The 19,498-nt window shown below is 59.6% G+C and carries 19 protein-coding genes; 8 read left to right on the forward strand and 11 right to left on the reverse strand.

What is annotated here, in order from left to right:
• Positions 1-6 precede the first annotated feature (6 nt).
• From FHK92_RS03640 to arsN2, 4 genes are all read right to left on the reverse strand, one after another.
• The gene (locus FHK92_RS03640; protein ID WP_181286866.1) at positions 7-2,583 is read right to left on the reverse strand and encodes a bifunctional diguanylate cyclase/phosphodiesterase; all 2,577 of its coding nucleotides are present in this window, start codon (positions 2,581-2,583) and stop codon (positions 7-9) included.
• A 202-nt stretch (positions 2,584-2,785) separates the two neighbouring features.
• Positions 2,786-4,357, reverse strand: coding sequence for a sensor domain-containing diguanylate cyclase (locus tag FHK92_RS03645; protein ID WP_181286867.1), 1,572 nt, complete (start codon positions 4,355-4,357; stop codon positions 2,786-2,788).
• Positions 4,358-4,573: 216 nt separating this feature from the next.
• The gene (locus FHK92_RS03650; protein WP_181286868.1) at positions 4,574-5,233 is read right to left on the reverse strand and encodes a ribonuclease T2 family protein; all 660 of its coding nucleotides are present in this window, start codon (positions 5,231-5,233) and stop codon (positions 4,574-4,576) included.
• A gap of 228 nt (positions 5,234-5,461) precedes the next feature.
• A complete protein-coding gene (gene arsN2, locus FHK92_RS03655) occupies positions 5,462-5,887 on the reverse strand; it encodes an arsenic resistance N-acetyltransferase ArsN2 (protein ID WP_181286869.1) in 426 nt (141 codons plus the stop codon).
• A gap of 191 nt (positions 5,888-6,078) precedes the next feature.
• Here arsN2 and FHK92_RS03660 point away from each other — a divergent pair, with 191 nt between their 5' ends.
• The 4 genes from FHK92_RS03660 (at position 6,079) to FHK92_RS03675 (ending at position 8,594) form a co-directional block, all read left to right on the forward strand.
• The gene (locus tag FHK92_RS03660; protein ID WP_181286870.1) at positions 6,079-7,227 is read left to right on the forward strand and encodes a mechanosensitive ion channel family protein; all 1,149 of its coding nucleotides are present in this window, start codon (positions 6,079-6,081) and stop codon (positions 7,225-7,227) included.
• A 104-nt stretch (positions 7,228-7,331) separates the two neighbouring features.
• On the forward strand, positions 7,332-7,646 hold the full coding sequence (locus FHK92_RS03665; RefSeq protein WP_181286871.1) for a type II toxin-antitoxin system RelE/ParE family toxin: 315 nt from the start codon (positions 7,332-7,334) through the stop codon (positions 7,644-7,646).
• A 2-nt stretch (positions 7,647-7,648) separates the two neighbouring features.
• The gene (gene nadS / locus FHK92_RS03670) at positions 7,649-7,936 is read left to right on the forward strand and encodes a NadS family protein (RefSeq protein ID WP_181286872.1); all 288 of its coding nucleotides are present in this window, start codon (positions 7,649-7,651) and stop codon (positions 7,934-7,936) included.
• Positions 7,937-8,114: 178 nt separating this feature from the next.
• A complete protein-coding gene (locus FHK92_RS03675) occupies positions 8,115-8,594 on the forward strand; it encodes a hypothetical protein (RefSeq protein ID WP_181286873.1) in 480 nt (159 codons plus the stop codon).
• Positions 8,595-8,628: 34 nt separating this feature from the next.
• On the opposite strand, the gene FHK92_RS03680 is transcribed toward FHK92_RS03675, so the two are convergent.
• Together FHK92_RS03680 and FHK92_RS03685 are read right to left on the reverse strand one after the other, a co-directional pair.
• The gene (locus FHK92_RS03680) at positions 8,629-8,871 is read right to left on the reverse strand and encodes a hypothetical protein (RefSeq protein ID WP_181286874.1); all 243 of its coding nucleotides are present in this window, start codon (positions 8,869-8,871) and stop codon (positions 8,629-8,631) included.
• Positions 8,872-8,978: 107 nt separating this feature from the next.
• Complete coding sequence (locus tag FHK92_RS03685) at positions 8,979-10,202, reverse strand: MFS transporter (protein ID WP_181286875.1); 1,224 nt, start codon at positions 10,200-10,202, stop codon at positions 8,979-8,981.
• Between the two features lie 241 nt (positions 10,203-10,443).
• Here FHK92_RS03685 and FHK92_RS03690 point away from each other — a divergent pair, with 241 nt between their 5' ends.
• Positions 10,444-11,361 (forward strand): AraC family transcriptional regulator, encoded by a 918-nt coding sequence (locus FHK92_RS03690; protein WP_181286876.1) that lies wholly within the window; start codon positions 10,444-10,446, stop codon positions 11,359-11,361.
• Here FHK92_RS03690 and FHK92_RS03695 read toward each other — a convergent pair.
• Both FHK92_RS03695 and FHK92_RS03700 read right to left on the reverse strand, forming a co-directional pair.
• The gene (locus FHK92_RS03695) at positions 11,345-12,865 is read right to left on the reverse strand and encodes an amino acid racemase (RefSeq protein WP_181286877.1); all 1,521 of its coding nucleotides are present in this window, start codon (positions 12,863-12,865) and stop codon (positions 11,345-11,347) included. The genes FHK92_RS03690 and FHK92_RS03695 overlap by 17 nt on opposite strands.
• An 11-nt stretch (positions 12,866-12,876) precedes the next feature.
• Positions 12,877-14,196 (reverse strand): dicarboxylate/amino acid:cation symporter, encoded by a 1,320-nt coding sequence (locus FHK92_RS03700; RefSeq protein WP_181286878.1) that lies wholly within the window; start codon positions 14,194-14,196, stop codon positions 12,877-12,879.
• A gap of 415 nt (positions 14,197-14,611) precedes the next feature.
• Here FHK92_RS03700 and FHK92_RS03705 point away from each other — a divergent pair, with 415 nt between their 5' ends.
• The gene (locus tag FHK92_RS03705) at positions 14,612-15,529 is read left to right on the forward strand and encodes a LysR substrate-binding domain-containing protein (RefSeq protein ID WP_181286879.1); all 918 of its coding nucleotides are present in this window, start codon (positions 14,612-14,614) and stop codon (positions 15,527-15,529) included.
• A 470-nt stretch (positions 15,530-15,999) separates the two neighbouring features.
• On the opposite strand, the gene FHK92_RS03710 is transcribed toward FHK92_RS03705, so the two are convergent.
• Positions 16,000-16,275: a hypothetical protein gene (locus tag FHK92_RS03710; protein ID WP_181286880.1), complete on the reverse strand. Its 276-nt coding sequence runs from the start codon at positions 16,273-16,275 to the stop codon at positions 16,000-16,002.
• A 333-nt stretch (positions 16,276-16,608) separates the two neighbouring features.
• On the opposite strand from FHK92_RS03710, the gene FHK92_RS03715 reads away from it, so the two are divergent.
• Together FHK92_RS03715 and FHK92_RS03720 are read left to right on the forward strand one after the other, a co-directional pair.
• A complete protein-coding gene (locus FHK92_RS03715) occupies positions 16,609-16,893 on the forward strand; it encodes a BrnT family toxin (protein ID WP_181286881.1) in 285 nt (94 codons plus the stop codon).
• Positions 16,890-17,252 (forward strand): BrnA antitoxin family protein, encoded by a 363-nt coding sequence (locus FHK92_RS03720; RefSeq protein WP_181286882.1) that lies wholly within the window; start codon positions 16,890-16,892, stop codon positions 17,250-17,252. The genes FHK92_RS03715 and FHK92_RS03720 overlap by 4 nt, the downstream gene beginning before the upstream one ends.
• Before the next feature lie 34 nt (positions 17,253-17,286).
• Here the strand turns inward: FHK92_RS03720 and FHK92_RS03725 are convergent, their stop codons facing one another.
• Positions 17,287-18,144: a TIGR03915 family putative DNA repair protein gene (locus FHK92_RS03725; RefSeq protein ID WP_181286883.1), complete on the reverse strand. Its 858-nt coding sequence runs from the start codon at positions 18,142-18,144 to the stop codon at positions 17,287-17,289.
• A complete protein-coding gene (locus FHK92_RS03730) occupies positions 18,135-19,355 on the reverse strand; it encodes a putative DNA modification/repair radical SAM protein (RefSeq protein ID WP_181286884.1) in 1,221 nt (406 codons plus the stop codon). The genes FHK92_RS03725 and FHK92_RS03730 overlap by 10 nt, the downstream gene beginning before the upstream one ends.
• Positions 19,356-19,498 lie beyond the last annotated feature (143 nt).

Here is a 19,498-nt window from a genome sequence, read left to right on the forward strand (position 1 = left end):
CAATCCTCAGGAACCGGTTCGCGGCAGCGATCGACCGCTCTCGAGCAGGTTCGCAAACGCCTGCTTGTCGATGGGCCGGCTGAGGAAATAGCCTTGCACTTCGTGACATTGATCGGTGCCCAACGAACCCAGTTGGGCCAGCGTTTCCACGCCTTCCGCGGTCACGGTCAAGCCCATCGCCTTGCCCAAATTGATGATCGCCTGGACCACGGCGCGGTCATTGCTGCTGTTGCTCATCGAGGCGATGAAGCGCTTGTCGATCTTGATGCCATCGAACGGATAAGTGCGTAAATAACCGAGAGATGAATACCCGGTACCGAAATCATCCATGTTCAAGCGCACGCCCAGTTCCTTGAGCGCATTCATCACCTGCAGCGCGCCGTCCACATCGTTGAGCATGACGTTCTCGGTGATTTCCAACTCCAGCCGACTCGCCGGGAAATGGGTTTCGATCAAGACCTGGCGCACATCCTCCACCACGTCGCTGCGTTCGAATTGCGCCGGCGACAGATTGACCGAAACCATCAGCGCGCCCGGCCAGGTCAGCGCGGTTTCGCAGGCTTCACGCAACACCCAGCGTGACAGCGGAACGATCAGCTCGGTTTGCTCGGCCAGTGGAATAAAGGCATCGGGGCCCAACAGGCCTTGGGTTGGATGCTGCCAGCGGACCAGCGCTTCGACGGCAACGATCTCCCGTCCATCGACGGTGTAGCGCGGTTGGAAATGCAGGACGAATTCGTTTTTTTTCACCGCCTGGCGCAGGTCGCTTTCCAATTGGCGACGATGCTGGATCTGATCGTTCATGTGCGAGGCAAAATAGCACCAGGTCTTCTTGCCCTCGGATTTGGCCTGGTAGAGCGCGATGTCGGCGCAGCGGATCAACTCGCCCGGCACGTAGCCTTGGCGGCGGCTGACAGCGATGCCGATGCTGGCACCGATGTGCAGCGAGTGGGCCTCGTAGTGGATCGGCTGCTGCAGGCTTTCGATCAGCCGCGCGCAGAACCGGTCAATTTCGGTGGTGTTTTCCATCCCACTGAGCACGACGACAAATTCATCACCGCCCAGGCGCGCCACCAGGTCGTGCTCGCGGGTGCAGTCGCGAAGCCGCTGGGCCACCTCCAGCAGGACCGCATCACCGGCTGGATGGCCGAGCGAATCGTTGATCGGCTTGAAGTTGTCCAGGTCCACCATCAGCAGCGCCAGCGGCGCGGAATGTTCCTTGGCCGCCAGGGCATCATCCAGATGACGCGCCAACTTGTTGCGGTTCGGCAGGCCGGTCAGGGCATCGTGCATAGACAGGTGCTGGACCTGGGCATGGGCCGCCACCTCGTCGGTGATATCACTGGCGGTGCCGCGATACCCGGTAATGACGGTCTTGTCATGGATGGGCCGCGCCGACACTCGACAGAATCGCAATTGGCCGGAGTGGTCGCGGTAGGAACAACGCAAATTGCTGGCGTGCTGTTCTTCGTCCAGTTTGCTTAGCCACAACGCAATCGGCGTGGTGTCGCAGTACAAGAGCTGTTCGATATCCTGCCCCAGCCATTGCTGGTCGGAAAAACCGGTGACCGTGCTGAAGCGCCCCGACAGGTAGGTGATGTGTCGATGGCTGTCGATTTCCCAGATCCAGTCGGATGCGGCTTCGGCCACGGCGCGAAAGCGCTCTTCGCTGGCCTCGAGGGCCTGTTTCGACTTTGCGAGGCTGTCATACCCGGTGTCCACCTGGCGAGCCGTACGCATGGCATATCGAAAAAAATATGCGGTGAGCAACGCCAGGATCAGCAACGCCCCGCCCAATGGCGGTAACAGGGACCAGAGCAGTTGCTGTCCGGGCCGCTCCAGCCGAGACACCAGGCTGTAACCAGTGCTGTCCAACGGCACGGCGGGCTGGCCGAAAGCCAACGCTGTATCCTTCACCAGGTTCAAGTCGGTGAGACCATAATCCCTGCCCAATTTGCGCAGCTTGACCGGCGTTAACTGATCGACAAACAGCAACACCGAAGTGTTTCGGCGATCGACCTGGGGGCGTTCGTCGTTGGGCGTGATCACCGATGCAGTGACAATGGCCGGCCAGCCGTCGAACAGCGTGTAGCGGATCGACGGCATCGTCAGGTCGGCCTGTGCCTGGAGCTGATCCACCAGATCCGCCAATGACGTGTCGAGATACGCCGTCGCCTCAGCCTCGATATTCTGTCCGCGTACCACCGTATATTTGGTGCGTTCGCGATCAATCACGAACACACCGTCGTACTCATCGTTGGTGAACAGGGTCTTGCCCATGTTCTGTTCGGCATAGGCCCACTGCACATCGACCTCGCCGTTGAGGTGCTCATACGCGGTGGTCCAGAAGGCGTAACTGGTGATGTAGTTTTTCGACGCCGTGATTCGATTATCGAGGGCGCGCTCGATGTAGAAATGCGTCTTGCGGACGTCCTCCGCGTCCAGCTTCTGCGCGATGTTGAACAGCACGACGATGGCCACCAGGACACCGACGACAAACAACAGGCCGAGACCTACGACCAGGCGCAGGGTAATCGGCGCATGTCGGGTGACGTCAGAAGGGGTATCGGCAGTGGTATCCATCGACCTGCTCCTGTCCTTTTCGGCGCTGGCTTCGCCGTGCAAGCTTCACAGCACGAACCGCAATTGGCCCTTGGTTTTTTAACCTTAGCAGCCAACCCGCGCCAATCGACGGACTCACAGGATTTGCCGAAAAGGCCTACGTGCCATGTGTAGAAGTGTTGAGCAATGGACCGCTATCCGCGACCGATGATTCCAAGCAATCTCAACGATCAGAGCGCTCCAACGCGCAGAGCCCATCTTCCATTGACAGCGCCGCGACGCGGTTGCGCCCCCCGTGCTTGGCTTGATAAAGCGCCGCGTCAGCTCGTTGGATGAAGACCTCGATGCTATCCAGGCTGCTGGGTACGAAGGCATGGCAGCCCAGGCTCACCGTCAGATAGCCGGTCGGAGAACCCGCGTGAATGATGTTTTTGTCGATGACGCTGCGACGGATCTGCTCGGCCAGGGCGATGGCCCCTTGCAGGCTGGTATCGGGCAGCAAGACGGCGAATTCTTCACCGCCAAACCGCACCGCCAAGTCCGCCTTGCGGTGACAGCAACTCTTGAGCGCCCTTGCCACCTCCGCCAGGCAGTGGTCGCCGGCAACGTGCCCGTAGGTGTCGTTGTAGCGCTTGAAAAAATCGATATCTAGCATGATCAGGCTCAAAGGGCTGCGCTGGCGGGCGCCTCGGCCAAACTCGATGTCCAGCGCCCGCTCGAACAACCGCCGGTTCGCCAGCCCGGTCAGGCTGTCGTGGGTGGCGATCAGTTCCAACGCCTCCTGGGCCTTGCGCAGGTCGGCCTCGATCCGCTCGCTGTTGCGCACCTGACGCACGAATACCCAGCCGAACAAACAGATACCCAACACCACCAAGGCAACGATGAGGCTGGATTGAAAAGCTGTGCCGTACCAACCCGCCAGGATCGCCTCTTCGGACATCGCGGCGGTCACCACCAGCGGATAAGCCTGCAAGTGCTGGTGCGCGTAGAGCCTGACAACGCCATCGGGGACGCTGCGAATGATCGCATCGCCGGTTCCGGCGTTCGACGGCTCATGCTTATAGATGTGCTCCTCGGCTAGCGGTTGGCCGATCAGGCCTTCGTCGAACGGCCGGCGCGCCAACAGCGTCCCGTCGGACAGCGCCAAGGCCATTTCGCCTTTGGCGTCGAGATTGAAACTCTTAAAGAATTGATCGAAGTACGACATCTTGATCCCAGCCAGCAACACGCCTTGGAAATTGCCTTTGGCGTCATTCAATCGGCGGGAAACCGGGATGATCCAATCACCGTTTTGTCGACTTCGGATCGCCGGGCCGACATGGGCGATCAGCGAGGCATTCTGCTGGTGAAACTTGAAATAATCACGATCCGCGACCCCTGCGCCCCTGTGCAGGCTAGCAAAGGACGTAATGACCCACTGGCCGTTCTTATCGAACAGAAACAGGCCATGCAACTGTTCCAGTGATTGCACGCGCCGGGCGAAAGTCTGCTGCAGACGTGGCCGCGTCGACGGGCCGAACCCGTCGTTCTGGATCCAGTCCGCCAGGCTGGCCAGCACCAGGTCAGCCTGCAGGAACGTGTCCTGGGCCTGTTGGGCCATGGCTCTGGTGAGGTTGGCCGAGGCGATACGTGCAGAATCCAGGTCATGACGACGTGACTGCTCCAATTGCAAATAGAGCAAAGCACAAAGACACAGGCACACGGCGGCGATGAATGTCACCGCAGCCTTGAGCAACGGCAGGCGTTTCATGGCACCGTCGGGCGCATGGTTCAGATCAGGGATGGGGATAGGCAAGCGAAATCCTGAGGAGGGCAAAACATGAGCGAATCGCTCAAAAGCCCCCAATAATCGGGAGCTTAGCGTACCGCTTGGGGGGCGGCAATTTGCCTTTAGGAGGAAGTCGATGGATGGCCGGGTGGATCCAAAAAGCCCGGTATTTTCTGGCCGATATGCCCTTCAAAAGCAACATGCCTTTGGCGGGACATACCGCCTCTGTGTCGGAAAATGCGCTCAGCGAACCGGGGGGACTCGGATTTCGCCCGCCCTGCATTGAGTCTTGACGCCTTTGCCACAGGCGGTAAATGCCAAGTCCTTGTCCATGCACACCCGCACTTCCGATAACTGCGGACCACGGCAAATCACGGCGACACCATCGGCCTCGATACCAGGATTGCTTTGGCGAAACAGCCGGATGATTTCATCGGCTTCAAAATAATGAGAGGAAGTGAAAGGTTGCAATGGCGTCGGAATCTTCACTGCTCCAAGCGCCCGGTCGGAAGCGTCTAGGTAACCCATGGCACCGAGGCCGCTGCAGGTGCCGTGCTTGGACCACTCATGTTCCAGCAGTTTGCGGGTAGGAAATAGCGTCAAGCCTTTCTCGCGCTCGGCAGCGGTCAAGGGCATCTCGGTCGAACACGATTGTGGCCAGCCACCCCTGGCATATTGCGGCCAGAGACCGTGCAGGACAAAACCGTAGCCTTTGCCGGAGCATTGCGAGTCGTTCTGATGGGTAAGGCAGAAGGTAGGTGACCAGGACAGCGACAGTACGTAATAGTCGAATACCCCTGCAACCGGCTCGACTCCGGCGTCGCGCGGCTCGCGGGCGTTGCCTGTGCTGATGAAGCCCAGCGACAGGATGAACAGCATGATGATAGGAAAACGTTGTTTCATAACCCCTCCTTGGGTAGATGTGCTACTGGCTGGAATCAGAGTCCGGCCCGTGATCATTTCAATTTGATCTCAGCATTCAACGGAGGATTTTTTACAAGCAAACCGTCTCGGGGGCCATCTGAAATATGTAACACCCCTAACGCAAGCGGCCTTCGAGTTCTGAACTCCCGCACGCAACCGAGGCCCGATACCTGGCGACCTGGCCGGGTTGGCGGTAAACCTGATGCATCAGGCAAGGCGCTTGCTCAGATAAGCCGCCGTGGCTGGACACAGGGTCCGGAATTGAGCCGTAGCACTGATTGAAGCAGGCGCCAGGGAGCGGTCTCGTAACCGATATCCCTGCCTCACAAAAAAGGCTGTGGCGGTGTCCGTCAGCAAGTGAAGCCGCACCACCCCCTCGCGTTTTGCAAACGCCTCAAGCGTCGCCAGCACTGTCGCGCCAATGCCTCGTCCGCGATGGCCATCCAGGACAACCAGAGAGCGCAGCAACCGATCGGCGCCCTCCCCCTCGATTCCACCGAATGCCATGTCGATGCCTTGCAGGCTAAACATGAAAAAACAGCGACCCGGATAGTCCAGGTCATTTACCGGAAGACGAGCCCGGACAAGAGCCTCCCGCAAAGGCTCCAGCTGTTCTTTTTTCAATGCTGTCATGAGCAAGACGAGGGCCCTCTTAGTGTTTGGGTAAAGCTACGCTGCTTACTCAAAGGCTCGCAATCGGTCCGGCAATAAATCTGAACGGCACCCACCGCACATGAACTAACAAAGTTCATGGCCCGGCCCGTGCCTTCGCACCGAATCGGTCGGGGCACAACCTGAACAGCAATGGCACAGGTGACCCGCCAATGGATTCAAGCTCCTTCAAGATTTTCACCGACACCCAACTACTCGGCATTACCATCGCCAACTGGTTACTGGCCCTCAGCGTGATGACGCTGAGTTTCATCGTCGCCAGGGCCGGTATCGGTTTCCTGTTGAAAAACGTGCGCGCCCGGGCTCAGAAGCCCGACGCCTACATCAGCCATATCGCCGTCGAGGTGCTGTCCAGCACCAGCAATACCTTGTTGTTGCTGGCCTCGATTCTCATAGGCATCGGCGTGCTGGACCTACCGGAACGCTGGCTCGGACGGGTCAGCAGCCTCTGGTTCGTGGTCGCGGCCTTGCAGGTGGGGTTGTGGGCGAACCGGGCGATCGCCCTGGCGCTGATGCATTATTTTGCCCGGCACAGCCACACCGATATCCATCAGAAAAGTGCCCTGGCAACGTTGAGCCTCTGGGGCGCGAAAGTATTCCTGTGGGCGGTGGTGCTGCTGGCCATGCTTTCCAACCTCGGCGTGAACATCACCGCCTTCATCGCCAGCCTCGGCGTCGGCGGCATCGCCGTTGCGCTCGCTGTACAGAACATCCTTGGCGACCTGTTCGCCTCGCTGTCGATTGCCGTGGACAAACCGTTCGAAGTGGGCGACTTCATCGTGGTCGGCTCACTGGCCGGTACCGTCGAACATGTCGGCCTGAAGACCACCCGCATCCGCAGCCTGGGCGGCGAGCAGATCGTCATGGCCAACGCCGGCATGATCAGCACCACCATCCAGAACTACAAACGGCTGCAGGAACGCCGCATCGTCTTCGAATTCGCCTTGCCCCAGGAATGCTCGACCGAACAGCTTCGCCAAGTGCCTGTCATCGTCGAAAACATCATCAAGGCCCAGGAAAAAACCCGCTTCGACCGCGCGCACTTTCGCAGTTTCGGCGAAAGCACGCTGGAATTCGAAACGGTCTACATCGTCCTGGACCCCAGCTACAACGTCTACATGGACATCCAGCAAGCTATCAACCTGGGGATGATGGATGAATTCGCCAGGATCGGCGTGCGCTTCGCCATGCCGTCCCGCGCCGTGCATGTGGCTTCGTTGCCGGAGATGCCTGAGCAGTTAACCAGAGGAAATGACGCGAACTCCGGACAAATGGCTCCGTCACTTCGGGCCCAGCATTAATCCGCCGGACAAGCGTTGGAGGATCACGTTACAAGTCACGAGGTGAAGCAGGACGTCACGTCCGATAGCATTGTCTGCCGGTAAGCCAATGGCGTACATTAGCTATGATTTTTATTGAGACACCGATCTTCACCCGCCGGGTCAGGGAGCTGATAGATGACAATGATCTTGCCGCTTTGCAGAAGACTTTGGTTCGCGATCCCTGTACCGGCAATGTAATTGAAGGTACCGGCGGTATTCGAAAAATTCGTGTGGCAGCCAAAGGCCACGGAAAACGCGGTGGAGCCCGAGTCATCTACTACCATCTCGCCTCGGCCTCTCAGATAGCCTTATTGATGATCTATCCAAAAAACGAACAGCAAGACTTGACCGACGATCAACGCAAGGCATTAAAAGCGATCGTCGAGAACTGGAGATAACCATGAGCAAGTTTTTTGATGAGCTGATGGAAAGCGTGCAGCAAATGGATGAGATTGTCCGGGGAGAGCGTCAACCATCCCGGGAGTTTGTCGTCGACGCGTTGCAAGTAAAGGAGATCCGAAAAGCCACTGGACTGACCCAAGCCAAGTTTGCGGCGTTGATTGATGTTCAGTTGGGTACGCTTCGCAATTGGGAGCAAGGGCGGCGCGAGCCAACCGGTCCCGCTAAAGCACTGTTACGGGCAATCCACAACGATCCAAAACATGTGATCAACGCGCTAGCCGTATAACTCCTCAGCGCTGCAACGAGTTTTGGATAAAGCCCCATAAGGGAATCGTCCTCCACTCGGGGAGGAATGCTTCAGGTCTGCCGCTGCAAGCCAGGAAGGAAACCCTACATGACCCAGCGCAACTGACCACCCCGCCCCTTCAGCTAAGCTCAACCCATCACCACGACAGGGAATCGACATGAGCAAGGCAGACGAACTCGCGGCAAAGCTGAGGCAGGCCCAACGCACTCCGGCTGATACTGACAATTGCGCCGACCTGGCGATCGAACATTGGCCTGGCCAGGTGTATGAGCTGTATCGCCAGCTTGAAACCTGGCTGGCGCCGGTCTGTGAGGCGGGCCTGGTTCTCCGGCGTAACCCCACCCATGTCTTCGAGCGTCATTCCAGCGGATCGACGTATCACTACGCAATTGATCAATTGGTCATCGAAGGTAATCACCGTCGCATCTCGTTTGATCCGATCGCTCGTTTCTCCCCCGGCGCCGAAGGCTGCATCGAAATCCACATGAAAGGGATGGAGCGCTGCATCCTGCGGACGGTGGGCGAACATGGCGAGTCGCGCTGGCATCTGCAGCCAACCAGACAGCCACGGCCTGAACCCGTCACGTTGGATGAAGATGATTTCCTCTCGATCATCGAGGAAGGCTTGGGTCTATAAAAAGAAAACGGGCGACTCAACGAGTCGCCCGCTCTTAGTTTGCGGCCGATTCGAATGTCGCATCAGGCACGCTTTTGCTCGGCGCCCCTGCTTGCCTGCCAACGAGGATTGCCAAGGCATTGTCGATCTCATCGGCGGCATGCTCAGCATGCTGGGCGTCCGCCCAAGTCCAGTATTGCTCCGACACGAGCCCGCCGACCGCATGCGCGCATAACTCATCGCAACTGATGCCCATCTTTCCCGCAGCGGCGATGACTGCCAGGAGGGCCTGCTCCAAGGGCTGGATTCTTTCAGTAGACACAACTAACCAACTCGGTAGGTAACCAGCCTGAAGCTTACCAAGATATCAATGTGCCACCAACCGCAGGCGCCCAACGGTTCTTCTCAACCCACTATGCTGTATGTCCTGGCGCGCGATGCTCGCGAGGATTGTCGAGCCGCCGCGCGAGCAGCCAGGATCGTCAACACAGCGGCAACAACCAATACGGCCGCGCTGGTCTCAAAGGTCGCGCGATAACCGCTCAAGTCAAACAGAACGCCGCCCACCGTGGCCCCCGAGGCGATGGCGAGCTGGACGATCGCAACCATCAAACCGCCCCCGGCCTCGGCATCGTCCGGCAACGTTCTGGCCAGCCAAGTCCACCAACCCACGGGGGCCGCCGTGGCCACCAGGCCCCAGAGGCCGAGCAGGACGGTCGTGACCGACGCAGAACTGCCGAACCCCACCAACGCGAGGGCAATCGCGGCCATCAACAGCGGGATGACAATGAGCGTGCGATACAGGCCTTTCTTCAAGAACGCGCCGATCAGGAAGGTGCCCAGCAAACCCGCCAGACCAATCGCCAACAACATCAGAGAGAGCAGCGAGACGCCCACCTGCGTCACGGTTTCCAGGAAGGGCCGCAGATAAGTGAACAACATGAACTGGCCCATGAAGAACGTGCTGACCGCCAGCATGCCCAACGCCACCGGCGCCCGGGTCATGAGCTTGAAAGGATTCCCACCGCCCCGCTTCGTCTGGTTGGGCATCGAGGGCAGGCTCAACAGCAGCCACGCCAGGGCGAGTGCGGCGACCGGCACGATGCAGAAAAACGCGCCACGCCAGCCGATGATCGCTCCCAGAAAGCTGCCCAGCGGCGCAGCGATCACTGTCGCGAGGGCATTGCCACCGTTGACGATGGCCAAGGCGCGAGGGACTTTATCTTCCGGCACCAGCCGCATGGCCGTGGCCGCCGACAGCGACCAAAAGCCGCCAATCGCAACACCGATCAGCGCGCGACCGACCATGAAAATCAGATAACTGGGCGCCACTGCCGCCACGGTCCCGGACAGGATCATCAACAGCGTCAGTGCCGAGAGCAGCCACTTGCGCTCGACCCGGGCCGCAATCGGTGCGATGAGCAGACTGGTCACCAGGGCAAAGGCACCCGAGACGGCGATGCCCTGGCCGGCCTGCCCTTCACTGATCCGGAGGTCCGCCGCCACCGGCGTCAGCAGGCTGACCGGCATGAATTCGGACGCAACAAGGGCGAAGGCAGCCAGCGACATGGCAAGCACCGCGCCCCACGCAGGCTTGCCCTGTGGTTCTAGCGATGAGATAGGGGTCATAACAATCCTGAAATTTCTGGAGCGCTCGGAAGCCCTCGTGGGAGCGAGCTTGCTCGCGACGGCGACGATGACGCCATGAACTGAATCCGACGGGTATTTTTCACGAATTGGTATCGACGGTCGGTAGAACATTTCGCTGGAGTTCTTGCCCGATCCTGTGAACGCGCCGGTTACGCATAGGCAACGCTTCGCTTGGCGGGTTAATGTTCTGCCCATAGCTATCAACCCAGACAGAGTCGACATGACCACCCAAGGCAGATCGCCACAAGACCGGCTCGCAAACCTCATCGGCACCCGGACGGCTGGCGCGGGTGACTTTGAAACGTCAATTGCGGGCCTGTGCTTTTTCCGTCGCGACGCCCCTGCCCCGCCCATGATCTGCATGATCGAGCCAAGCATCGTCCTCGTCGCCCAAGGGATGAAGCAGGTGTGGATTGGCGGCCAGGCGTACGGGTACGACACCACACGTTTCCTGATGACGTCGCTGGATATGCCCGCAAACTCCGAAGTGCTGGCGGCCAGCCCGGAGCAGCCGTGCCTGGGCTTGGTCATGCGGCTCGACTTGCGCATGGTGGCCGATCTGGTCGCTCAGGGTGGCGTGGCGCCCGGTGTCGAGCGCCCCGTCGGGATTGGCGCGAGTATCGGCACGGCGTCAGCGGATTTCCTGGCGCCGTTCGTGCGTCTGCTGGCGTTGCTGGATGAACCCGAAGCGATCCCCGTGCTGGCCCCCCTGATCCAGCGCGAGATCCACTATCGACTGTTGATGAGCGACCAGGCCGCACGGCTGAGGCAGATTGCCTCCGTCGACAGCCAGGGCTACCGGATCGCCAAGGCCATCGATTGGCTGAAACTCAACTACACCGGGCCCGTTCGCGTGGACGACCTCGCGGCGCGCGTGCAGATGAGCGCCCCGACCTTCCACCATCATTTCCGCCAGCTCACCGCGATGAGCCCACTGCAATACCAGAAATGGCTGCGGTTGAACGAAGCCAAGCGCCTAATGCTCAACGAGCATCTGGACGTGGCGAGCGCCGCCTATCAGGTGGGCTATGAAAGCCCCTCGCAGTTCAGCCGCGAATACAGCCGACTGTTCGGTGCGTCGCCGAAGCGGGACATTGCGGCGGCGCGCAGGCCGGCGAATGTCATGAAAACTGACTGATTCGAGGTGCCCTGCTCCAGGGTGGCGAGGGGGCCTCAACCCGGCCCGCCAGCGCAATGCACTTGCGCGCCAGGATCAGGGTGGGATCGACAAGTGCCGCCCGATGCCCGTTGATATCGAACGCCTCGCAATGCTTCAGCACCAACGGCAACTCCGTACAGCCAAGAATCAACACCTGCGCCCCCAGTTCACATAGATGCTCAGCCGCTAGCAATAGCTGCTCCCGGCAAAGCCCCTCGGTGAAACCGGCCTTGATGCCGCGCGGCCCATAGATGGCGTCCATCACCATGGCCTGATAGTCGACACCGGGCGTAACGATTTGCAGCCCGGCGCGGCTGGCCGCCTGGTGATAGACCTGGCTTTGCACGGTGCCGGACGTCGCCAACAGACCGACTGCCTTGCCGGAGCCGTACGCGTTCACGATCCACTCAACCGTCTCGGTCAGCATATTCACGATTGGCACCGTCAAGTGCGCCTGGATGCGCTCGACAAATGCGTGGGCCGTGTTGCAGGGAATGGCGATGGCATCGGCGCCCGCACTTTCGAGGCGTTTGCAGGCGGCGTACAGCGCCATCGTCGGGTCCGTCTCATCGTGCAGCAGGTTAGCCGTGCGGTCGGGGATCTGCGGGTTCTGCTCGACCACCAGCTTGATATGGTCCTGGTCCTTGCCGGCAGGCGTATTGGCGACGAGCTTGGCCATGAAGTCCACCGTGGCGGCAGGCCCGACACCGCCGACGATACCGAGCTTGAATGCCGGACGATTGGACGATGGCTGGTCCGTCGTCGCGAAGTCCGCATAGATCTGGTTGATGTCCAGGACAGCCAGCCCACGATCCTGCAAAGGTCGACAGATCAGCGAAAGTTCGGTCATGCCAGGCACGATCACCGTTGCACCCCGGGCTTGCAGGGAAAGGCAGGCCTGGCAGACCGCCTCGAACGGCGCGCCATCGAAGTGGCCGTCCTTGATACCGTCGAGGCCGTACATCGCGTCCATCACACTCGCCTGCGCTTCGGCGTCGGGGTAGAGAACCTGATAGTCCTTGCCAAAGTGCTCTTCGAACAGACCGCAATGGCGAACGAAGTCGGAAGCGATCACACCCAACGTCGCCCCGACAGGGACGCTACGGCGCACGTGCCGACTCAGAGCCGCCATCATGTCGAGTACGGCAATGCCCAATTCAGCCTCGATTTCTACGCGAAAGGTCTGGCTGGCGAAGCATGGAAGCATCACCGCATCCAGGCCGCTCGCCTCGAAGGCCTTGCACACCTGGAAGACATAGAACTTACGCGACGTCATGCTCGCGCCTGCGTCCAAGGGCAGCAGCACGTCCTTGAACGGATGCTGTTCGAACAGGAAATGATAGCGGCCCTGGTCTTCGATCACGGCCCTGGACTTGACCAGCTTGTAGAACAGGTCACCGCCAGCCAGCGACCCCAGGCCACCGACAATGCCCAACTTGCGGATGACAGATGCGTTGCGGATCGACTTGCCTTTGGCCTTCATATCGTTTCTCCTCAAACAACCGGGACCGCGTCAGGAGCCGTTCCGGGAGCCGCTTCGGCGCGAGACCGAACGGCTGGCTGTCCGCCGTCTTCCTCGACGGGCTCTTCGTGTGGCTCGGCCTTGGCCACAACGGCCGTTGCGATGCTGTTACCCACCACATTGGTCGCCGTGCGCGCCATGTCCAGGAATTGGTCGATACCGATAATCAGCAACAGCCCCGCTTCTGGAAGATTGAACATCGGCAACGTCGCCGCAACCACCACGACCGATGCGCGGGCCACGCCGGCCATGCCCTTGCTGGTGATCATCAGCGTCAGAAGAATCAGCATCTGCTGAGTGAAACTCAGGTCAATGTTGTAGGCCTGGGCAATGAACAGGATGGCGAACGCCTGATACATCATCGAGCCGTCCAGGTTGAACGAGTACCCCAGGGGTAGCACGAAGCTGGAGACGCGTTTGGGCGCGCCGAACTTCTCCAGCGCCTCGATGGTTTTTGGGTAGGCGGATTCGCTGCTGGCAGTGGAAAAGGCCAAGAGGATCGGCTCGCGGATCAGCTTGCCCAAGTGAAAAACCGAACGCCCGAGGAACACGTATCCGGCACCGAACAGCAATGTCCAGAGGATCAGGATGCCCAAGTAGAACTCGGCGATGAGCTTGCCGTAATCCACCAGCAAGCCCAGGCCCTGGGTGGTGATGGCCGAAGCGATGGCGGCGAACACACCAATCGGCGCGAAGGCCATCACGTAGTCGGTGATCTTGAACATCACCTTCGCCAATTCTTCGATGGAATCGGTGATGCGCGTATGACCGGCGCGTTTGACGCCTGCCAGTGCGAAGCCGAAGAACAGCGAGAACACCACGATTTGCAGGATCTCGTTATTGGCCATTGCCTCGGCAATGCTTCGAGGAAAGACGTGACCTATAAACGCCTTGAGACTGAAATCCCCGGTGTTGACGGGCACGGCTGCGGACGCATGCTGGGCGACGTCCAGATTCAATCCGGCGCCAGGTTGGAACAGGTTGACCAACCCCATGCCAATCAACAACGACACAATCGAAGCCGTCACGAACCACGCCATCGCCCGGGTGCCAATCCTTCCCACGGAGCGGGAATTGCCCATGCTGGCGATGCCACCGACCAACGTCGCAAACACCAACGGCGCGATGATCATCTTGATCATGCGCAGAAAAATATCGGTGACCATCGAGAAGTAAGCGGCGATTTCCTTGGCGCTTTGCTCGCTCCCTGCGAAATGGTGACACGCCCAACCCACCAGCACGCCCAGGGCGATGCCCATGGCAATTCGACGCGGGAGCTTGTTCTTTTTCACGGTGCTGTCCTCAAGTAGTTCTTGGATTTTTATTACTTGGCAGGGTCACGCTGATTCGCTTGAAGGTGCGAAATCAGCGCTAGGAGACAATTCTAAGAAAAGGATCGGACGGGATGATGAGTAATCCGGCCGAACCCATGCGTTTTCGGAATAGTTCGCTCTTTGGCACCATAATCCGGGGGATTGGGCTCTAGAATGTCTGCGTCGAACTGAATGCTGCTTACTTGTGGTCGTTAACAAACCCGTGGCGAGGGAGCTTGCTCCCGCTCGACTGCGAAGCAGTCGCAAGCCGGCGGATGCGGCCTGCACTCGGCAGTTTCTGGGGCCGCTTCGCGACCCAGCGGGAGCAAGCTCCCTCGCCACGGGTCCATCGCCTCTTTTGAAGCGCATTACCATCACAACGAGGGATTGCGAGATGCAACTCAAATGGCTGGACGACCTCCTGGCGATCGCCGAATGGAAAAATTTCTCTCGGGCGGCGGAAGTCCGCTGCGTGACGCAATCGGCGTTATCGCGCCGTATTCGCTCGCTTGAAGAATGGGTGGGCGTCAAGTTGGTGGATCGCGGCACGTACCCGGTCCAGTTGACTGCGGCGGGGATCACTTTTTGCGATGAGAGCAGAGAGGCGCTCGCCGGGTTATTGAGGTTGCGTTCGACCTTGCGTGACGTGGAGCGGATGCCAGGACGCTCGATCCAGATCACCGCGGGCCACAGCCTGTCGATGACCTTCCTGCCCAAGTGGCTCGCGCAATTCCAGCAACACAACGAACAGTTCAACGCCCGGGTGGTTGCCGCCAATATCCACGACGCGGTGATTGCCTTGGAAGAAGGCAGTTGCGACCTGATGATGGTTTATCACCACCCCCTCGCACCCATCCAGCTGGACGCCGAGCGTTTCAGCAGCCTGACGCTCGGCCATGACGCATTCATTCCATGCTGCGCACCAAACCGTAACGGCGAAGCGCTGTTTCCGTTGTCAGGCCGCAGCGGCAAGGCGGTGCCCTACCTCGCCTACACGGCCACCACGTTCCTGGGTCGCGTCGCCGACATCGTCATCAAGAACGGCCCGACACCGACTGCGCTGGAACGCTGCTATGAGGCCGACATGGCCATGCTGCTGATGCGCATGGCGGTTGAGGGCTATGGCGTGGCCTGGCTGCCACAAAGCGCAGTGGCCGATGAGCTGGCGCGTGGGCTGCTGGTCAAGGCCGGCGATGAACAATGGAGCACAAGATTGGAGATTCGATCGTATTGCACGAATGCCAATCGCAATCCAACCATGCGCAAGCTCTGGAAAACGCTGGAGGGCGCGTCGTTGCGCTCACCCGCCTGACACCGCTTGGTAATGCTGCACCGTCGCCAGGGAAAATGCGGCAATGCCGCCGCCTGCCAAGGCATCGGCGTGCAAGGCAGTGACGGTGTCTGTATGAAACGTGCCGTGACAGTCCAGGGTTATTGATTTCCCGTTGGCACTGGCGAGCCTCCATCGGTCAGCCGATCCATAGGGGAGTAACCGATGCTCGTTGAGTTCGGCAACGCTGCGAGGCAAGCCGCGCTTGAGCACATAGGCCGACGCCGGCGCTGGCGAGAACGCAACCCCGTGGCGAGGGAGCTTGCTCCCGCTCGGCTGCACAGCAGTCGTGAACCGGCGGGGGCTGTGTATCCGACATTTCGAATTCGCTAGTTTTTGGGGGGCCGCTTCGCGCTGGAGCGCCAGCCCGGCCCAGCGGGAGCAAGCTACCTCGCCACGGGTCCGTCGTTTTATTCAACATCGAAGGGACCCTGGCAAGGCCGCCGACTGCGTCAAGACGCGAGAAGTTGCGCCTGTAAGCGTCGCCCGATCACATCCAGCAAATCACAACCGTCGCGCAGGGGGATTGCCATTACCTGGGCGAAGTCGTGCAGGACGACGGCGTCGGTGCTGATTTCGGAACGCATCGCGAGGTTCTCCAATAACTGGGTGACTGCGGCGATTCGGTAGGCGGCTGTGTCGTGCAGCACGTCCAGAGGTGCTTCCGTGTCGATCAGAAGGGCGTGGAAGTTGTTTTCTATACCGGTGATGGGCATGTAGCGGGACATGGGTGTTTCTCCTGCAGAGTTAGGTGTCCTAGTTTGAAAAGGGCTTCCACTCCCTGCCGCTGAGTTTGCAGCGACGGAGCGAATCTAACGTGCTGAGCGATTGGCAGATAGTCGGCCGGGAGCGACGCGATTTGAGGGAAATTTCCGATGGGTATGTGCTCCTGTGGATCGAGCAGCGATACGGATAAACTCAAAGACCAATCCTGAAACGAATGCACCTCCAAATCGCAAGGCGAGAAAAACGGCTTCGTCGTATGGTTGAGGCCATCGCCTTGGTTAGCCAAATGAAAGGAGCTGACACCGGGTCTTTTTTATACATATAGAATATGCATAATGAAAACATTCAGAGTTCAGTATGATCCGGTAAAAAACGTTGCGAACAAAAAGAAACACAAGGTAAGCCTAGCGGACGCCGAGGCCGTATTTTACGACGAGGTGGCTCTTGAACTGGAGGACAACGACCATGACGAAAAGCGCTGGATTATCATCGGCCAAGACGCCACTGGTCGTGTCCTCGTCGTCGCATATACCTACCGAGAGCCGGATTTCGTGCGCGTCATAAGCGCGCGCGTAGCGTCCAAAAATGAACTGCGTCAGTATCTGGCAGGTGACCTGTGAAAGAAGAGTACGATTTCAGCACCGCCAAGCGCGGTCCCGTTGCAAGCAGCAAAGGCAAGACCCGCATCACCATCATGCTTGACGATGACGTGATCGAAGCTGCTCGCGAGCGCGCCGAAAGCGCCGGCATCGGGTATCAAACCGTTATCAACAATCTGCTGCGTCAGGCTCTTGTGTCTGAAACCGCCCACAATCTGGCACCAGCAACCCAAAAACGGGCGCGAACAGTCAAACCCTACGCAAACGGTATTACCCGATCTGATGTGAAAGACTTGGAGAAACGGTTAGCAGCCATGACTGAAGAACTGCATAAGATGATGGATGCACCTAAGCCCGGCAAAGCCAAGGCATCGGTATGACGTGAGAAATCGGGATCCATTTAGAGGCACTGTTTCAATCCAGTGCCTCTACCTGGCTGCCCACAATTATCCGCTTCCCTACCTTCTCCCCCACCTCCAACGCCTGCCCATCCCTCTGCTTCCCCTGCCGCGCCTGCCCCACCAGTTGAGGAATCAAATCCCCTTCCGGCAAGTGCTTCCAGAATCGCCCCGGCATGTGCTGGCGCAACGCTGTAGGGTTGAGCCTCGCCGGGTTGAAGATGTGCCGATAATAGGTGCGCCACAATTCCGCGCCGGGATCTTCGGCGTGGCGAGCCCACTGTTGCCATTGCTCGGGGCAACGGCGTTGGTAGTCCAGCGACTGCCCATCGAAACGAATACCGTCGCGGGGCGTTGCGATCAGCCAGCGTTGCCGGCCCAATCGCTCGGCAAAATGGCCGCTCGCGCTTTCGAGGATGTCGTGGGCCGGCTGGTGGAAGGCCACCAGATCCAGTTGCAGTTGTTCAGCAACCGCAGGCGGCAAGGGGATGAAGCGCACGAACGCGTGAAGGTGATGGGCTTCACGACTGACCTGCTTGATGCGCCGTTGCAGTTCGCTGCCCAATCGATCACCGGCGAGCATCGCGGTGCGATCGCCATGGGCAACGCGCCAGAGCACCTCGTACAACAGGTTCCAGCGTTGTTCACCCTGGTAACGACTGGCCTGTTCCAGCTGCCCCAACAGCCCGGCCGGGATTCGCGTCTGAAACGGTCCCGGGCCTTGCGTCAGTGGCGCTGGCACAGCCAGCAGGTCGGCCATGGGGCCTTGGGCCCATGTCACGTCGCTGGGGTCGATTCCATGGCCCAGCAGGGTTCTGGCTTGATTACGCCAGGTGGTGAAATCGTCATCGCAATCCAGGGCAATCATGCCCACAGCCCCATTTGCACGGGCCGCTGCGGATCGCGCAAACGCGCTCGGAGCAAGCCGCTGCGCACCTGCCCATCAGCGGGTCGGTAATCGCTGGTCACAATGAAAGGCCGGGCCTTTTCCAACACGCAACGCAACTGCACCAGATCGTCGTAGCGAATCCGCCTTTCCCTGCGCAGTGTCACCAAGCGCTGGACGCTGCGCAGGCCGATGCCGGGAATGCGCGCGAGCAGGGCCGGCTCGGCGCGGTTGAGGTCGAGTGGAAACACCTCGCGATTAGCCAATGCCCAGGCCAGCTTGGGGTCGATGTCCAGGTCCAGGTTGCCGGATGGGCTCAACAGTTCGCCCGCTTTGTAGCCGTAGCCACGCATGAGGAAATCGGCCTGATACAACCGATGCTCGCGCAGCAACGGCGGCGCGGCGAGTGGCACGCTGGCAGGGCTCTCGGGGATCGGGCTGAAGGCGGAGTAATAGACCCGCCGTAATCCATAGCCTTGATAGAGCGACTCGGCATTGCTGAGGATGGCATGGTCGTCAGTGGCATCGGCCCCGACGATCACCTGGGTGCTCTGCCCGGCCGGGGCAAAGCGAGGCGCCCGTGGTTCGCCGGCCACTGCCTGTTGACCGTCGTGGATGGTGCCCATGGCCTGACGAATCGTCGTCAGTTGCTTTTCCGGCGCCAGGCGCTTGAGGCTCACCTCGGAGGACAACTCGATATTCACACTCAGGCGATCCGCCAGCCGCCCGGCCTCTTCGATCAATAGCGGATCGGCGTCAGGAATGGTCTTGAGATGGATGTAGCCCCGAAAATGATGCTCCTCGCGCAACAACCGCGCCACCCGAACCAATTGCTCCATGGTGTAATCGGCCGAGCGAATGATGCCGGAGCTCAGGAACAGACCGCTGATGCAGTTACGGCGGTAGAAATCCAGGGTCAGCCGGACCACTTCTTCGGGTGTGAAACGCGCCCTCGGCACGTTGCTCGAGCGACGATTGACGCAGTACTGGCAGTCGTACAAGCAGAAATTGGTCAACAACACCTTGAGCAGCGATACACAACGCCCATCCGGCGTGTAGCTATGGCAGATCCCCATGCCATCCGTGGCCCCAAGCCCGTCCCGACCACGCGAACTGCGCTTGGGAGCACCACTGCTGGCACAGGACGCGTCATATTTGGCGGCGTCGGCAAGAATGCCGAGCTTGGCGATAAGCTCCATGGAAGATTCTCAAATGCTGTATGCATGAACAGTATTTGGAGATTGACCGCGATGCAAGCTCCGCTGGTCAATCCAGCCAACGAGCAGATAGCGACTGGTGGATTCATCGGCACCACGATGGGCTATAATCCGGTCATTCACGC

It is taken from the genome of Pseudomonas brassicacearum subsp. neoaurantiaca, assembly GCF_013608025.1.
Lineage (GTDB): Bacteria > Pseudomonadota > Gammaproteobacteria > Pseudomonadales > Pseudomonadaceae > Aquipseudomonas.

What these genes read in the sequence shown, in the direction of transcription:
- FHK92_RS03640 (WP_181286866.1), bottom strand. Translation starts at nt 2,583, where the DNA reads ATGGATACCACTGCCGATACCCCTTCTGACGTCACCCGACATGCGCCG.
- FHK92_RS03650 (WP_181286868.1), bottom strand. Translation starts at nt 5,233, where the DNA reads ATGAAACAACGTTTTCCTATCATCATGCTGTTCATCCTGTCGCTGGGC.
- arsN2 (WP_181286869.1), bottom strand. Translation starts at nt 5,887, where the DNA reads ATGACAGCATTGAAAAAAGAACAGCTGGAGCCTTTGCGGGAGGCTCTT.
- FHK92_RS03660 (WP_181286870.1), top strand. Translation starts at nt 6,079, where the DNA reads ATGGATTCAAGCTCCTTCAAGATTTTCACCGACACCCAACTACTCGGC.
- FHK92_RS03665 (WP_181286871.1), top strand. Translation starts at nt 7,332, where the DNA reads ATGATTTTTATTGAGACACCGATCTTCACCCGCCGGGTCAGGGAGCTG.
- nadS (WP_181286872.1), top strand. Translation starts at nt 7,649, where the DNA reads ATGAGCAAGTTTTTTGATGAGCTGATGGAAAGCGTGCAGCAAATGGAT.
- FHK92_RS03675 (WP_181286873.1), top strand. Translation starts at nt 8,115, where the DNA reads ATGAGCAAGGCAGACGAACTCGCGGCAAAGCTGAGGCAGGCCCAACGC.
- FHK92_RS03685 (WP_181286875.1), bottom strand. Translation starts at nt 10,202, where the DNA reads ATGACCCCTATCTCATCGCTAGAACCACAGGGCAAGCCTGCGTGGGGC.
- FHK92_RS03690 (WP_181286876.1), top strand. Translation starts at nt 10,444, where the DNA reads ATGACCACCCAAGGCAGATCGCCACAAGACCGGCTCGCAAACCTCATC.
- FHK92_RS03695 (WP_181286877.1), bottom strand. Translation starts at nt 12,865, where the DNA reads ATGAAGGCCAAAGGCAAGTCGATCCGCAACGCATCTGTCATCCGCAAG.
- FHK92_RS03705 (WP_181286879.1), top strand. Translation starts at nt 14,612, where the DNA reads ATGCAACTCAAATGGCTGGACGACCTCCTGGCGATCGCCGAATGGAAA.
- FHK92_RS03710 (WP_181286880.1), bottom strand. Translation starts at nt 16,275, where the DNA reads ATGTCCCGCTACATGCCCATCACCGGTATAGAAAACAACTTCCACGCC.
- FHK92_RS03715 (WP_181286881.1), top strand. Translation starts at nt 16,609, where the DNA reads ATGAAAACATTCAGAGTTCAGTATGATCCGGTAAAAAACGTTGCGAAC.
- FHK92_RS03730 (WP_181286884.1), bottom strand. Translation starts at nt 19,355, where the DNA reads ATGGAGCTTATCGCCAAGCTCGGCATTCTTGCCGACGCCGCCAAATAT.